The following is a 16,022-nucleotide window of genomic DNA, read 5'->3' on the forward strand; positions in this document are numbered from 1 at the left end:
CCGGCCGCAGTGGCGGGAAGAACCGGTTGCTTTCCGTTCCATCCAGCCCATACCCGTCACAAAGAAAAAGGCCGCCCGAAGGCGGCCTTTGCTGCGGCTGTTACCGGGCCGGGTCAGTACCCGGTGGCGCCGTGCACGTCCGGCGGGGCCTCGCGCGTCAGCATCGCCCAGGTCAGGTGCGCCATCACCTCCGGCGCCACCACCGTATGGCGATTACCGCTGTTCTGCATGCCCTCGCGCAGCGCCTGACGCACTCGCGGCTGGCCGGTCAGGTCGAAGATCACGTCCACGGCTTCTCCCCGCGCCACGATCTCTTCAACCGACTCCAGCGGGATCCCCTTTTCCTCGGCCAGCTGCCGCCCGGCGGTATCACCCGTCTCCGAGGCCGCGCAGACCGTCATCCCGGGCAGGCCCGTCTCGAACAGCATCTCCAGGAAGCGGCCGCCCACCCGGCCAAGCCCCACCACTGCAATCTGAATCGACATAAACGCTCCATCCTCTTGTATTTTTAGTCTCCAGACACGCCCGCGGTTGCCATCCAGCGGACATGCACCCCTGACTGTAGGCGATCTGGAACGCCCGCGCACCCTGCCTCCACGATGCAGGCCGCCCCGCCCCGCATCCGGCCATTTGGAGCGGCCAGCACCACGGACTAGAGTGCCCCGAGTTCGCCAATCAACCGGAGCCCCGCCCATGGAAAACGTTCACCTGCCGATCCGCGTCGACCGCCGCGAACAGGGCAAGATCATTCAGCGCATCGAACGCCTGGAAGGGGTGGAACTGGAATTCACCGATCTCGATGTCGGCGACTACCTGCTGCCCAATGGCGTCGTGGTCGAGCGCAAGTCCGCCACCGACATGGTGCTCAGCGTGGTCGACAAGACCCTGTGGGAAAACGCCGCCAAGCTCAAGGCCAACCACCAGCAGGTGGTCTACATCGTCGAAGGGGACCTGTACGAGCCGCGCTTCCATCAGCAGGCCCTGGACATCCACCGCGCCCTCGCCCACCTGACCATCGCCCTCGGCATCAGCGTGCTCCCCAGCCCGGATGCCGACAACAGCGGCATGCTCATCTACCTGCTGGGCCTGAACGCCCAGGTCGAGCCGGATCCGGCCGACCGCCCGACCAAACCGGACACCCGGCGCAAGGCCGCCGAGTTCATCGTCAGCGGCCTGCCCGGCGTCGAGGCCGACCAGGCCCGCGACCTGCTGCGCGACATCGGCAGCGTGCGCGACATCATCAACGCCGACGCCGCCACCCTCGCCCGGACCGACGGCCTCGACCCGGAACGCGCCGAACGCATCGAATCCGTCGTCACCTACGGCAGCCGCAACACCTGAACCCCCTCCCGAGCCCCCAGCCGAGCAGGCGCCCCCTGTAGGAGCCTGCTCGCAGGCGAAGCCCCTGCCCGCGCCCGCCGCCAGCAAGGCCGCCACAGGAAGACACGAAGGCCGGAAGAAAGCGGATGGGCTCGCCCTCGTGCGGGTGGCCCTACAGGCGCCGGAGCGCCGCGCTCGCCACGCCCGCCCACCGCGCCTGGTTCGCTTCGCAAAGGTGACCCGAGCGCGGGCGCATCCATTAGTCAGTCTTTCTCTGGACCAATTGAATGGGACCCGGGTAACGACCCACCTGGGCGTCGCTGGTCAGAAGCGTGTACCCCTCCGTTTCTGCCTGGGCGACCCGAATGCGGTCGAATGGATCCTTGTGAATATCGGGCAAATGGGTGACCGCCAGGGTGTGCTGACCCGTGATCGCCAGCTCCTCGTACCCGTGCTCCAGCAGCTCGCGACGAAGGACATGGGGCTCGACAACGAAATCGCTGCGTCCCAGCCCGTGCTTGATCACGATTTCCCACAAGCTCGCTGCACTGAACGCAATCGCGTTACCCGGGTCCTGGATCAGATCGCGAGCGCGGGCGGGCAGTTTTGGGGAATCGGCCGCTGCCCAGAGCAGCAGGTGGGTATCAAGAAGCAGGTGCATTCGGCTTGTCACTCTGAAACAGCGCTGCGATCGCCTCTTCGCCCATCCGATCCAGATCGTCCGGAATCTCGAGCTGCCCTTTGAGGAAACCGATCCGGTCAGAAGCGGATTCCGCCGACGCCTCAATACGCGACAAACGCGCAATGGGCTTGCCCGCCCGGGCGATCACGACCGGCTCGCCCCGACTGACCTTCTCCAGTAGCCGGGAGAAGTGCGTCTTTGCTTCATGGATGTTGACCGTCTCGCTCATAACGCCCCACCAGGGTTAGTCCGATTGTTCAGACTAATCCATCAGGAGCGCACTCGCCCTTCCTTGCCTCGCAAACCCGAGGGCACGACCGAAGGTACGGCGAATCGCCCAGCACCGTAGGATGCGATGAGCCCAGCGAATCGCATCATGAGGCGGTCGGTGTCCCGTGAACGGTGCGTTTCGCGAAGCTCAACACACCCTACGGGAAGTCACGCAGCCACCGGCGCAAGCCACCGCTGCGGCGGATCTGGCGCTGGCTGGCGGCGGCCAGGGTGCCCGCGCGCGGCTCCAGCAGGCTGAACCAGCGGCTGGCGCGGGTAATGGCGGTGTAAGCCAACTCGCGGGTCAGGATCGGGCTGTCCGCCTCCGGCAGCACCAGAGCCACGTGCTCGAACTCCGAACCCTGCGCCTTGTGCACGGTCAGGGCGAACGCGGTCTCGACCGCCTCCAGGCGATTGGGCAGCACCCAGCGCACCCGATCCTCCCCGGCGAGGAAAGCGACCCGCAGCACCGGCGGCTCCCCGTCCTCGTGAATATCCGTACCCACCTCGGGCTCGCCGCGCGCCAGCCAGGCCGGGACGGCCAGGGCGATGCCAATATCGCCGTTGATCAGCCCCAGTGCGTAGTCATTACGAGTAACGATCACCGGCCGCCCCTCGAACCACGACCCATGCCCCTCCAACCCGCCGCTACCGCCGGCATCCGCCTCCAGCAACCCGCGCGCCTGCAGCGCCGCGGCGATGCGGCGGTTCAGCGTCTCCAGCCCCCAGGGCCCACGGCGCACCGCGCACAGGAGCTGGAAGCGCCCGTGGGCCGCCAGCACGTCCCGCGCCCAGTCCTCCCAGGCCGCGCGCGGCGCCGCCGGGGCCGGCCGGGCCGCGCGCAGACCCTGCAGATACCCGGAATAGCCAACCGCCTCGCCCTCCGGCGTGTCCGTGCGCCCGTCCACCGCGAGTTTCACCAAGGCCGGGTCCTCGGGACCGGCAAGCACGCTCTGCAGGACGGCATCGTCCCCGCCCGCTCCGCTCGACGCCTCGCCCGCGTTCACGGCGGCCGCCAGTCGCCCGATCCCGCTGTCGGCGCCGAAGCGGTGGCTCTGGCGCAGCATCACGATGTGCTGGTCCAGCGCCTGGCCATTGGCATCCTGCATGGCCTGCGGCACGGTCATCCCGGTCACGGCCTCCAGCCACTCCCCGGTCCCGGGGGTGTAATGCCCGCCCGCAGCGCGATGGCACAGCTCGCCCAGCACCGCGCCGGCCTCCACCGACGCCAGCTGGTCGCGGTCCCCCAGCAGGATCAGGCGCGCCGTGCGCGGCACGGCCTCGACCAGGCTGGCCATCAGCTCCAGGTCGATCATCGAGGCCTCGTCCACCACCAGCACGTCCACCGCCAGGGGATTCCGCACCCCGTGGCGAAAGTGCCGGGTGTCCGGCCGCGCCCCCAGCAGGCGGTGTACCGTCACCACCTCCGCCGGCAGATTTCGCCGCAGCGCATCGCCGTCCGGAAGCGTTTCCAGCCCCAGGCGGTCCAGCGCCCCGCTGACCGAGGCATTCAGGCGCGCCGCCGCCTTGCCGGTGGGCGCGGCCAGACGGATCCGCAGCGGGTCTTCCGGCCCCTGCAGGCCCTGCAGCAGCGCGAGCAGCCGCAGCACCGTGGTCGTCTTGCCGGTACCCGGCCCGCCGGTAATCACGCTGAAACCGGAACCGGCGGCCAGGGCACAGGCCAGGCGCTGCCAGTCCGGGTCGGCGGTCGCATCGGCCGGCACGCCGAACAGGCGATCCAGCCAGCCGCGCGCCGCGTCCACCTCCAGCGCATCCTGCCAGGCGTCGCGGTCCTCAAGCCGCGCGCGGATCGCCTGTCCGATGCGGCGCTCGGCCTCCCAGTAACGGCGCAGATAGACCTGCCCTCCGGTGAACACCAGCGGCGTCGTACCCGCCTCGCCCGGTCCGGCCAGGACACTTCCGTCCAGGGCCTGCGCCACCTGCTCGGCGGACACCCCCTGCAGGACCACCGAAGGCCGCGGCGGTGGCTGCGAACCCGGCGGCCCCTCCGGCGGGAGCGCCAGCGTGGCATCGGGCGTCTCCAGCAACGCCCCCAGCTCCAGGCACACATGGCCGCGCCCGACCTGGTGGCTGGCCAGCGCCACCAGTAGCAGGGCCAGCGGCGATGCCTCCGGGGCCTGCTCGTGCAGGAAGCGCACCAGGGCCCGGTCCACGCCGCGCAGCCAGCCGGCCGACTCCCACTCGCCCAGAAGGCCCATCAAGGCCTCCACTGACGCCAGGGCCCCGGTATGCGTACCCGCGCTCATGCCACGTCCTCCCGGTCGACGCCCAGCTTCATCCAGCGATCCAGCTGTTCGATCAACGCGCGCGGCGGGCAGTGATGGAAGACCCCGTGGCCGGGCGCATCCACGCCGCGCAGGAACAGGTACACCCCGCCCCCCATGTGCCGGTCGTAGTCATAGCCCGGCAGCCGCGCGCCCAGTTGGCGATGCAGCGCCAGGGTGTAGAGCACCAGTTGCAGGTCATAGCGGTGTTCCAGTACCGCCGCGCGCAGGCGTTCCGGGCTATAGGCCTGCGCCGAAGTCCCCAGCCAGTTGGACTTGTAGTCCGCCACGTAATAACGCCCGTCCTGCTCGAAGACCAGGTCCACGAAGCCCTTCAGCATCCCGTTCAGCGTCACGTCCCCGACCGGCGGGCGCGGCTGCCCCGGCAGGATCTGCGCCCGTACCGCCTGGTCCAGATCCGCCGCCTTCAGCTGCTGCGCCGGATACAGGAACTCCAGCTCCGGCTGATAGGTGGTCAGCCCGCCCAGGGTGAACGCCCCGCCGTCCTCCAGCGGGAATCCGGCCGTCAGCAACTGCTGCATCCAGTCCGCGACGACCGCCGACCACTCGCCCCAGCCCCGGCGCTCGCAGCGAGTCGCCACCTCCTGCGTCAGGCGTTCCGGGTGCGTCACCTGCGCGGCGAGTCCCTGCTCCGCCGCCCACTCCAGCAGGCCGTGAAGGAAGGTGCCGGGCCCGGGCCCGCGCGGGAAGGCGTGCAGCCCGCTAGCCGCGCGTGGCTCGGGCTCGGGGAGGTCCATCGGCTCGCGGCTCGCATCCGCGACGCCCTCACGCAGCACGTCCTCGCGCGCCGAGTCGGGGGCGACCGGCGCCACGCCCTCGTCGTGCGCGGCAATCGCGCTGTAGCTGGCGACCCACCAGCGCTCGAAGCGCCGCACCGGCGGCACCCGTGCCGGGCCGGTGGCCGGGGCATCGGTGCCCATCCGCGCAACCGCGTCACGAACCTCCGGCAAAGGGCCCACATGGATCGCCGGCTCGTCGCCGGCCGCCGTGCGCAGCGCCGCCTCCAGCCCGCCATCCTCCACGCCCGCGGGGCCGGCCAGCAGATACCCCGCCGCGGTCTGGTCGAAGTGGTTCCTCTTGCTCCTTCCCGAGACGATCGGCGCAATCCCCAGCCAGCAGGCATGCCGCGCCCGCGTCATGCCCACATACAGCAGGCGCAGGTCTTCGGCCAGGCGCTCGCGCTCGGCCCGGTCATACACCTCGTTGTCCATATGGAACACCCAGCGCGCCCCGCCCTGCGGCGGATGGTCGCGCCAGGGCACGTCCTTCTTCGCGTCCGTGGGCCGGAAGTTGCAGGCAAACGGCAGGAACACCAGCGGATACTCCAGCCCCTTGGACTTGTGCAGGGTCACGACCTTGACCAGGTCCTCGTCGCTCTCCAGCCGCAGGATCTGCTCCTCGCCAGTCTCGCCCTCGCCGTCCCGGTGCTCCGTCAGGTGCCGGATCAGGGCCTGCTCGCCGTCCAGTTCCGCCGCCGCCTGCTGCAGCAACTCGCTCAAGTGCAGCAGGTTGGTCAGCGCGCGCTCGCCCTCCGCCGTGGCGCGCAGGCGTCGGGGCACCTCGAAGTCGTGCAGCAGCCGCCGCAGCATCGGCAGCACTCCGCGCGTCTGCCACAGGCGCCGGTAGTCGCGGAACTGCTCGACCCGCGCCTCCCAGGCCAGCTCGTCCACCGTCAGCCGGTGCAGCTCGGCCAGCGACTGCCCCAGCGTCGCGGTCGCCAGCGCCGCACGCAGCAGGCGCTCGCTGGTCGGCTCGGCGCAGGCGCGCAGCCAGCGCAGCAGGTCCCCCGCCTCGTCGGTCGCATACACCGACTCGCGATCCGACAGGTACACGCTGCGCACGCCGCGCCGGCGCAGCTCGGCGCGGATCGCATCGGCCTCCGCGCGCCCGCGCACCAGCACCGCCATGTCGCGCGGCCGTACCCCGGTCAGTTCCGCCCCCTTGCGGAAGCCACAGCTTCCGGCCGAACCACCGTTCAGCAATTCCACCATGTGGCTGGTGCAGGCCTGCGCCATGCGCTCGCGATAGGCGCCCTTGGGCACCGGCTCGCCGGGATCAAAGCACCACAGCGTGACCGCCGGCACCGCCTGGCCATCCTGTTCGAAGGCCTCCTCGCGCCCGTTGGCGGTGACCGGCACGAACGGCAGCGGATTGTCCGCGCCCGCGCGGAACAGGAATGCCCCGTCCGCCCAGCCCTCGGCATGCTCGAACAGGCGGTTCACACCATCCACCAGCGCCTCGGTGGAACGGAAGTTGCGCTCCAGGGTGTAGTGGCGCCCGGCGGTGGCCGTGCGCGCCGCGAGGTAGGTATGGATGTCCGCGCCGCGAAAGCCGTAGATCGACTGCTTGGGGTCACCGATCAGCAGCACGCCGAGGTCGCGCGGGTTCTCGTCGATGCGATAGACGCGCTGGAAGATGCGGTACTGCACCGGGTCGGTGTCCTGGAATTCGTCTACCAGCGCCACCGGGAACTGGGCACGCAGGGTCGCGGCCAGGTGATCGCCACCGGGGCCGTCCAGGGCGTCGCGCAGCCGGGTCAGAAGGTCCTGGAACCCCATCTGCGCGCGCTGGCGCTGGGCCTGGCGAAAGCGCACATCCACCTGCTGCGCCGCCGCCTGCAGCAGGCGCTCGCGGTCGTCCACGCAGACCTCGGCGTGATCGTCGAGCGCCGCGAAGGCCGGATGCAGATCTTCGGGCAGTGCCTGGCCGTCCTTCAGCCGGTCCTGCATCCCGGCCGCGCTGAAGCGCACCAGCGGCGAGTCCCCGGAGATCCCTGATGGGCGCAGGGCGCCCGGCTCCTCGGCCCATTCGTGCATCGAGGCCAGCAGCTTCTCCGGGTTGCTGTACTTGCCGGCGTGGAGCACCGTCCCGCGCAAGCCCGCGAACTGCTCGCTGATCGCGTCGAAGTCCCCGCGCCAGGGCCGCTTCATCGCCTCCAGCCGCGCCAGCTTGTCACCCAGCGCGGCCGCCAGCCCCTCCGGCGTCTCCAGCTCCGCGTCCGCCGCATCCGCAGGCAGATGCCCGACCAGCGGCCGGATCTTCTGAAGCAGGGTTTCGGGGTCGGAGCCGAAGGCGTTGCGCAGCAAACCGAGCTGCGCCGGCGGCTGCGGGTAGACGAAGCGGCGCCAGTAATCGCGCGCCGCCTCGGCCAGCAGCTCCTGCTGGTCGCTCGCCAGATCCTGGGTGAACAGGCTCCCGCTGTCGAAGGCGTGTTCGCGCAGCATGCGGTAGCACCAGCCGTGGATGGTGGAGACCGCGGCCTCGTCCATCCACTCCGCCGCCAGCTCCAGCCGGCGCGCCGCACCCGGGCGTTCCGCCTCGGCGTATTCGCCGCGCAACTGCTTGTGGATGTCCTGCACACCCGGCACCGCATCCGGATCGTCCGCGCGGAAGACCCGCGCCGCGACCGCCAGCGCATCGCGGATACGCTCGCGCAGTTCCTGGGTCGCGGCCTCGGTGAAGGTCATCACCAGGATCTGCGGCGGCGTCAGGGCGTCGGTGCCCTCGGGCAGCCCGCCGTGTCCGAGCACCAGGCGCAGGTACAGCGCGGCAATGGTGTAGGTCTTACCGGTACCGGCGCTCGCCTCGATCAGGCGACTGCCATGCAGGGGCAACCCCAGCAGGTCCAGCTTTTGGGCGGTGGCACTCATTCGGAAGACTCCGCCTGGTTCACCACGAAAAACACCGGCCGGTAGACACGGTCACGCCAGAAGCCGAAGTCCGGATCGTCCAGCAACGTCTCCGGGTCCGGCCAGGCGCGGGCCAGCGCCGGGCTGCGCGACCACTCGCCGGGCGCGTAGTCGTTCCCGCGCAGTGTCTTGACCGCCTCGTCATACGGGTCCTTCGATGCCTCCTCCGCCTCCAGCCAGGCAAAGGCGGCGCCGCAGGCCAGCGGCAGCGGGCGCTCCTGCCCGGCCGCCCAGGCCTCCAGCAGCGTGCCCAGCAGCTCCTCCGCCAGGCCCGGCTCCAGTCCGGGGAGGGTCAGGCGCGTGTCCAGCGCGACCAGCTCGGAGCCCACACCACCCTCGCCGGCGTTGGCCAGCAGATGCATCACCCAGGGTGCCATCAGCTTGTCGTAGCGCCACTTCCTGCCATTGGCAATGCGGCTCGCGGTGTAGTCCAGGCAGATGCGCGCCTGCCCGTCGCTGCGCAGTGCGGACGGCACGGCCTCCAGGCCCCAGTGCGCGTGCTCCAGGCGTAGCGGACGCCCCGCCTTCAGCCGGTCGGGGTACAACGCGAGGCGCTCGCCGATCCGCTCCAGCAGCCGCGCGGCCTCGTCCACCATCGCACCGCGTTCCAGCTCGCCTGCCGCCCCCAGCGGCAGCCGGCCCGCGCGCTGCAGGCGCGCCGACTCGGCCTCCAGGATCTCCGGCCAGGCCGCCGCGTCGTCGGTCGTCTCCAGCGCGGCCGCGACCAGCTGCTGGCGCACCTGCCACTGCTCCAGCCCGGCCAGGCCGAACGGCTCCAGGTCGTCGCCGGCGGCTTCCTCCTCGTCGAAGAACACCCCCAGGCGATAGCGGAAGAACGCCTCCACCGGGAAGCGCAGAAAGCGCGTCAGGGCCTCCGGCGCCACCGCGCGCGGCTCGCGCTCGGCATCCAGCAGCGGCACCGGCTCGGGTGCGCCTGCGGCATCCGCCGCCGGGACCGGGTCCGGGTCGTGCACGGCCTCCCATTCCCGGGCGTAGGTGTAATGCCGATCGTCGCCCCCCGCCGGGAAGTTCACCGGCGAGAACGGCTGCAGCGGATGCCAGGTTGTGAGGTGGTCCACCAGGGCCGGACCGGCCTCCGGCCCGTCGAAACCGGTCAGGCCCCACCCGGCGGCCAGATGGTCGCGCAGCTGGCCGACCAGCACCGACGGCGGGCGCGGCTCGTTGTCGCGCACATGCCGCCCCACCCAGCTCACATGCAGCTGCCGCCGGGCCGAGAGCAGCGCCTCCAGGAACAGGTAGCGGTCATCCTCGCGGCGCGAGCGATCGCCCGGGCGGTAGTCCTGCGCCATCAGGTCGAAATCCACCGGGGTCGGGCTGCGCGGATAGTCGCCGTCGTTCATCCCCAGCAGGCAGACCACCTGGAACGGGATCGCCCGCATCGGCATCAGGGTGCAGAAATTCACCTGCCCGGCCAGGAAGCGCTGACCCACCCCGGAATCGTCCTGGCTGGCCAGCCACTGTTCGCGCACCACCGCCAGCGGCAGCGCCTCTTCCAGCCCGGCCGCCGCGCAATCCTCCCGCCACTGGTCCAGGGCCTCGCCCAGCTGCTCCAGGGTGAACAATTCCGCGTCGGTCTCGGCGGCGAAGAACTTGTCCAGCAGCCCGCCCAGGTGCGTGGCCCAGTCCTCCGGCGCGCGCGTTTGGCGCAGCCAGCCCCAGGCCTCCTCCAGCGCCGTAATCAGGGCCTCCAGCGGCCCCAGCAGCGCGGCGCTCAGCCCGCCAATCTCGTCATACGGCTCCAGCCCCTGCCAGGGACCCTGGTCGCCCAGCGCATACCCCAGCAGCATCCGTCGTAGGCCGAAGCGCCAGGTGTTCTGCTCCAGCCCCTCCGGCAGGCCCAGTCCGGCCCGCTGCGCGGCATCGAGCCCCCAGCGCACGCCCGACCCTTCGGCCCAGTGATGCAGCTGGCCCAGGTCCTCCTCCGCGATCCCGAAGCGCCGGCGCACCGCCGGCACGTCCAGCAGATCCAGCAGCTCGCTGACGCCCATCCGGCTCTCCGGCAGCGACAGCAACTGCTCCAGCGCGATCAGTACCGGGTCACGCCCACGCGGCCCCTGGTCCGACAGCGTGTACGGGATAAAGCGCGGATCGTCGGTCTCGGGCTGGCCGAACACCGCCTCGATGTGTGGGGCGTACTGGTCGATGTCCGGCACCATCACGATCACGTCGCGCGGGCGCAGCGCGGGGTCGCGCTCGAAGTGGTCCAGCAGGCGGTCGTGCAGTAGCTCCACCTCGCGCAGCGGGCTGTGTGCGACATGGAACTGGATGGAACGATCCGCCGCCGGGACCGCGGGCCAGGTCTCCCGGGTCTCGGCGAGTGGGCGCAGCTCGCGGATGTCCTCCTGCAACTGGTGCAGCAGGCAGTCCTCCGGTCCGCGCATCCCGTGCGGCTCGAAGACATCCACCCGTTCCCAGTCCAGCGTGCACAACACCCGGCCGTAGTGTTCCGGGTCGTCGTGTTCGTCCAGCAGCCCGATATAGTCGCGGCCCTGCTTGCCCCAGGCCGCCAGCAGCGGGTGGGCATGATTGTGCAGCTCGGCCTCGTCCAGGGCCTCCGGCATGCCCGCCTTGCGTGCCTGGCGCCGGCGCGTGGCACGCAGCAGGTCCTTGTCGGCCACGATGTCGGCCCAGTAGTAGGCGCAGGGGTTGTGCACGCAGACCAGCACCTGGCAAAAGCGCGCCAGCCCCTCCAGCGCCTCCAGGATCTGCCCGGGCAGCGAGGAAATCCCGAACACGATGATCCGCCGGGGCAAGCCCGGGGGCCGGCGCTCCAGCGTGCGCACCATCTCCATGTAGCGCGCGTGTACCGCGGAACGGCTCACGCCTTCCTGCGCGACGCCGATATCCGCCTGCAGCAGGCGCCACAGTTCGGCCTGCCAACGCTGCCCGGGGGCCAGTTCGTGTTCCTGGCCGCGGGCATCGCGCAGTAAATCGCGCCCGGCCGCCCAGTCGGTCAGCCAGTCCGCACGATACACCTGGTACTGGTCGAACAGGTCCGCCAGGCGCTCGGCCAGCTGGAAGCGCTTGCGCAGGTCCCCGCCCTGCCCGGGGTCGTCGTCCTGCAGGAACTGGCGCAGCGGTACGAAGGCGTCCTGCGCCAGGCATTCCGGCAGCAGACGCATCAGGCGCCAGGTCAGCGGGCGCTTGGCATAGGGGGATTCCAGCGGCACGGCCTCGGGCCCGAGGACCGCGCGATACGCCGACCAGACAAAGCGCGACGGCAGCTGCATATCCAGCGCGGCCGCGATCCCGCAGCCCGGCGGATCGGCGTCCGGCGGCGCGGCCAGGGCATGCCGCAGCCACTGCGCCATGCCGTTGCTCTGCACCAGAATGGTCTCGTTCTCCAGCGGACCGAGCGGCGCGCGGCGCATCCACTCCACCGCCAGCGTGCGCAGCGACTCCAGGTGATTGCCATGCAGCACCACCATCCCTGGCTGCAACTCGCGCGACTCCACCAACCCGGCTCCTTGATCCGTTCAACGGCTGCCCCACACGCCCTGCCGGCCCGCGTGGTCAGATGCGCCTACCCTACCATCCCCGGGCGACCATCCCCGTCGCGTCGTTCACCACTGCGCTGGACTACCCGACCGGCCCCACGAGGCGCCAAGGGGACCCCACCAGTCAGGCGCGAGGGGCCGCCAGCAAGGTCTCGAACTCGGCCGCCGGCACGGGACGGCTGGCGTAGTACCCCTGGTAGTGGTCGCAACCCAGCTCGCGCAGCACCGCGAGCTGTTCGGCCGTCTCCACGCCCTCTGCCAGCACAGTCAACCCGAGACCGTGGCCGAGCCCGACGATGGAACGGGCGATGGAGCGGTCATCCGAGCTGTCCGCTGCCTCCTCTTCGGCCAGGCCGTCGACAAAGCTCTTGTCGATCTTGAGCGTGTCCACCGGGAAGCGCTTGAGCTGCGCCATGGAGGAATAGCCGGTGCCGAAGTCGTCGATCGCGAAATGCACGCCGCGCTCGCGCAGGCGCTGCAGGATGCGCCGGGCGCGGCTCGGGTCCGCCATCAGGGCGGACTCGGTGATCTCCAGCTCCAGTTGATCCGCCGGAAACTCGAAGTCCTCCAGTAGCTGCCCCACCTGCTGATCGATGGGCACACGCTGGAACTGCAAGGCCGAGACATTCACCGCCAGCCGCAGCGGCGGATACCCGGCCGTGCGCCACTGGTACCCCTGCTCGATCACCCGGCGCAGTACCCAGCCGCCCAGCTCCACGATCAGCCCGGTCTGTTCCGCCAGCGGAATGAAGCGCCCCGGCGAGATCGGCCCCAGCTCGGGATCGGTCCAGCGCAGCAGGGCCTCGGCACCGAGGAGCCGTCCGTCCGCGACGTTGTACTGAGGCTGGTAGTGAACCTCCAGCGCATCCTGGTCGATGGCCCGGCGCAGGCGCGCGGACAGGTCGATGCGCTCGCGCGCGGCCCGGGTGAACTCGTCGGAGTAGTAGCGGTAGCTGCCACGCCCGTCCATCTTGGCCTGCGACAGCGCGGTACTGGCCTGCTGCAGGAGCATGTCGGCGTCCGTCGCGTGATCGGGGAACACCGCGATGCCGACCGTCGCGGTAATCTCCATCTCCATCCCGTTGCCGAGATCGCAGGGGTAGCTCACCTCGCGAATGATGTTCTCCGCCACCAGCGCGGCGTCGTCCACATGCCCCAGGTTCTCCACCAGCACGGCGAACTCGTCGCTGGCCAGGCGCGCCACCGTATCGGTCCCGCGCCGGCCCACCTGCAACCGCTCGGCCACCAGTTTCAGCAAGCGGTCACCGGCGGCATGCCCCTGGCTGTCGTTGATGTCCTTGAAGCGGTCGATATCCACGAACAGCAGCGCCAGATGCCCCTGGCGCCGACGCATCAGCGAGATCCCGTGCGTCAGGCGCGCGCGCAGCAACCGGCGGTTGGGCAGCTCGGTCAGCGGGTCGTGGTGCGCGAGGAAATCGAGCTCCGCCTCGGAGGCCTTGATCCGCGAGATATCCGCGAACACCGAGACGTAGTGCGTCAACCGGCCCTGGTCGTCGTGCACCGCCGTGATGCTCTGCAGTTCCGGAAAGATCTCGCCGTTCTTGCGCCGATTCCAGATCTCGCCCTGCCAGTGACCGTTCACCTGCAGTTCGCGGAACATGTTGGCGTAGAACGCCTGATCGTGACGCCCGGACTGGAACATCTTCGGCGTGCGCCCCACCACCTCGTCCTGGGTGTACCCCATCAGCTGGGTGAAGGCGCGATTCACCGACAGGATATGGGCCGTGGCATCGGTGATCACCACGCCCTCGCGGGTGTTCTCGAACACCACCGACGCCAGGCGCTGACGCTCCTCCTGTTCGCGGCGTTCGGTGATGTCCTCGACCGTCGCGACGACGCGGTCCAGCGCACCCTCGGGCGTGCGGCTGCACTTGACGTCGATATCCGCGACCATCACCCGGCCATCGCGCCGCAGCAGGCGTTTCACGACACTGTAGCCGCTGCGTTCGCCGCGCCGCATCTCGGCGTCCAGTTCCGCCTCGCAGCCTCGATCCTCGGGGGTCGCCAGCCGGTTCCAGTCCATGGCCGCCAGTTCGTCCGGGGCATAGCCCAGCATGTCCGCCAGGCAGGTATTCACGCGCTCCCAGCCCTCGCCGCGCGGCCCGGAGAGCGCCATGCCGACGAACGGCATATCGAAGAAGATCCCCAGCATCCGGTCCTGGTCGGCGTGCGCCTGCACCAGCGCAAGGTTTCGTCGTAGCCATTGCTGGCGCCACAACAACGCGCCGGCCGCCAGCACCACCAGCCAGATCAGCAAGGTCGCCCCCGCCGCCCAAACAGCCTGCTGGCGAGGCACAAGCTGCAGGGCGTCCAGATCCCGCTTGAGCACCAGATCCCAGCCGGCCGGGGAAAGCCGCTGCACCCCGGCCAGAAAACGGCTCTCCGGATCCTCGAAGTGTTCGATCACCACGGCGTCGCGCGGGTGATCCAGCACCCGTTCGCGCAGCCGCGGAAAGGCCGCCGGCGCCGGAATCATCACCCCACCTGCCTCGCTGATGCGGGCGATTGCGGCGCGCTGGTCCCCTTCCCGCACCACGATATGCGCCTGCGCATCCAGCCCGTTGCGGCTTTCGGTCAGCGTCAGCAGCGGATGCAGGCTCTCGACGGTGGAAGACAGCAGCACCAGCCCGACCACCGGGTCGTGGGGGCGGGCGCGGTCGCGTACCGGAACCGCCCAGCTGATCTGCGGCCGCCGATCGGGATCCGCATGCAGGATCGGCTCACTGGCCTTTCCACTGCGGCGTACCTCCCGCAGTACGGCATCCATCCGGGCCTCGTCCAGGGCGCTGCGGCCCAACTCGACCACGGGCTGGCGATCGACATCCAGCAGGGCCACGCTGTCGTAGTCGTACGCCCTGCGCATCAACTCCAGCCGGTCGCGCACCTGCTCCAGCGCCAGGCTGGAGCGCCGTTCCAGCGCCGTCACCGCAAACAGATTGAATCCGCGCGCCTCGGCCAGCACCACCGCATCCCCGGTTCGCTCCGCCAGCCAGTGGTCGATCACCCCGCCCTTCAGAAACGCAGCGCGCTGCAAGTCCTCGCGCGCCTGCGTCTCGGCGGCCGTCCCCTGCCAGTGCCAGGCACCCAGGCCGACACCCGCCGTCGAGGCCACCACCGCCACCGCCAGCACCAGCCACGGCCAGTAGCCGAAGCGGCCCAGTTCCTCCCGCGCCCCCGCCGCCTGGTCGTCACGGCTCCACGCCGGCAGCCAGCGCATGGCGGCATACAACAGCACACCGGACACCAGCACAAAGCCAATCCCCTTGCCCAGGTTCACGCGCGTCAGCGCCGCCTCGACATCCATGCCCCCCCACCAGGCAAGGGCCACGTCGGACAGCGCAATCCACAAAACCCCCAGCACCACGTAAGCACCGGCAATCCACCCGGCAGCAAAACGCCGTGTCATCGGCCGCCCGGAGTTCATCGACGCCCCGCAGCCGACCACGCCCCGGACGCAAAAAGGCGCCGCGCTCCGTCTCCGGATTGCGCGGCGCCCCCGCGGGACCAATCGATTTGAAGTACGTCGTTCGTATTCAACGCCAACGGCATCCACACTTGAGGGAATCTCCCCCTCTCCATTCATTCGGGCCCCGTTTCCGGGCGCCCATCATCCATCGGCGAACCAACAGGACCCGCCGAAGCGGGCCCTGGACGACGGCCACATCCAGCCGTTTGGACGGATCTTTTGTGACCGGATTCGCACTGTACCGGATCGCGTTACTCGGCGACGGTCCGTTCGATGATCGCCTCGATCTCTTCCGAGGATTTTTCCATCACCTCGGCCACGCCTTCCGGCATCATCGGGAGGAAGCCCGGCACGTTCATGCGCGAGATAAAAACCTGCCCCTGGCTATCCTGATAGATGCTCACCCGGCAGGGCATGAAGGCCGACACCGGCCGAAACGCATCCTCTTCCAGGATCTGCGCGCTGTAGCGCCCGCTGCACACATCCAGGATCACCACCGGATCAATCGTGAAGCCGCGCTCCGACAGCGTCCCGGCCATGTTGTTGCGGTTCAGGATGCTCCAGCCGGCCTCGGACGCCTCGCGCTCGAACGCGGCGAGTGTCGCCGGGAACGAATGCGGGCTCGGCGTGACCTTCACCATGTCCGGTTGCTGGCCCCCATGACTGCCCGCCTGCAGCGCACCGGCAAAGGCCATCGTCACCAGCATCGCCAGAAGCGCGAGGAACCGCGCAGCATGGCGAGTGGTCATC

The 16,022-nt window shown here is 69.9% G+C and carries 9 protein-coding genes; 1 reads left to right on the forward strand and 8 read right to left on the reverse strand.

What is annotated here, in order from left to right; genetic code table 11:
- Nucleotides 1-113 precede the first annotated feature (113 nt).
- The gene (locus F572_RS0107525; protein WP_017942152.1) at nt 114-485 is read right to left on the reverse strand and encodes a hypothetical protein; all 372 of its coding nucleotides are present in this window, start codon (nt 483-485) and stop codon (nt 114-116) included.
- A 208-nt stretch (nt 486-693) separates the two neighbouring features.
- Between F572_RS0107525 and F572_RS0107530 the strand changes: the two genes are divergently transcribed.
- A complete protein-coding gene (locus F572_RS0107530; RefSeq protein ID WP_017942153.1) occupies nt 694-1,341 on the forward strand; it encodes an ERCC4 domain-containing protein in 648 nt (215 codons plus the stop codon).
- Nucleotides 1,342-1,579: 238 nt separating this feature from the next.
- Here F572_RS0107530 and F572_RS0107535 read toward each other — a convergent pair whose 3' ends face one another.
- The 7 genes from F572_RS0107535 to F572_RS0107565 all read right to left on the reverse strand — a co-directional run bounded on the left by F572_RS0107535 (nt 1,580) and on the right by F572_RS0107565 (nt 16,021).
- Complete coding sequence (locus F572_RS0107535) at nt 1,580-1,981, reverse strand: type II toxin-antitoxin system VapC family toxin (protein WP_017942154.1); 402 nt, start codon at nt 1,979-1,981, stop codon at nt 1,580-1,582.
- Nucleotides 1,965-2,231, reverse strand: coding sequence for a type II toxin-antitoxin system Phd/YefM family antitoxin (locus tag F572_RS0107540; RefSeq protein WP_017942155.1), 267 nt, complete (start codon nt 2,229-2,231; stop codon nt 1,965-1,967). Before F572_RS0107540 ends, F572_RS0107535 begins: the two co-directional genes overlap by 17 nt.
- A gap of 199 nt (nt 2,232-2,430) precedes the next feature.
- Nucleotides 2,431-4,539, reverse strand: coding sequence for an exodeoxyribonuclease V subunit alpha (gene recD, locus F572_RS0107545; RefSeq protein WP_017942156.1), 2,109 nt, complete (start codon nt 4,537-4,539; stop codon nt 2,431-2,433).
- Nucleotides 4,536-8,228, reverse strand: coding sequence for an exodeoxyribonuclease V subunit beta (gene recB / locus F572_RS0107550; RefSeq protein ID WP_017942157.1), 3,693 nt, complete (start codon nt 8,226-8,228; stop codon nt 4,536-4,538). Before recB ends, recD begins: the two co-directional genes overlap by 4 nt.
- Nucleotides 8,225-11,716 (reverse strand): exodeoxyribonuclease V subunit gamma, encoded by a 3,492-nt coding sequence (gene recC, locus F572_RS0107555; protein ID WP_026143043.1) that lies wholly within the window; start codon nt 11,714-11,716, stop codon nt 8,225-8,227. Before recC ends, recB begins: the two co-directional genes overlap by 4 nt.
- A gap of 193 nt (nt 11,717-11,909) precedes the next feature.
- On the reverse strand, nt 11,910-15,212 hold the full coding sequence (locus F572_RS0107560) for an EAL domain-containing protein (protein WP_017942159.1): 3,303 nt from the start codon (nt 15,210-15,212) through the stop codon (nt 11,910-11,912).
- Nucleotides 15,213-15,523: 311 nt separating this feature from the next.
- Nucleotides 15,524-16,021, reverse strand: coding sequence for a DUF302 domain-containing protein (locus tag F572_RS0107565; protein ID WP_026143045.1), 498 nt, complete (start codon nt 16,019-16,021; stop codon nt 15,524-15,526).
- Nucleotide 16,022 lies beyond the last annotated feature (1 nt).

The sequence above is a fragment of the Thioalkalivibrio sp. ALE14 genome, assembly GCF_000376845.1.
In the GTDB taxonomy this organism is placed as follows: domain Bacteria; phylum Pseudomonadota; class Gammaproteobacteria; order Ectothiorhodospirales; family Ectothiorhodospiraceae; genus Thioalkalivibrio.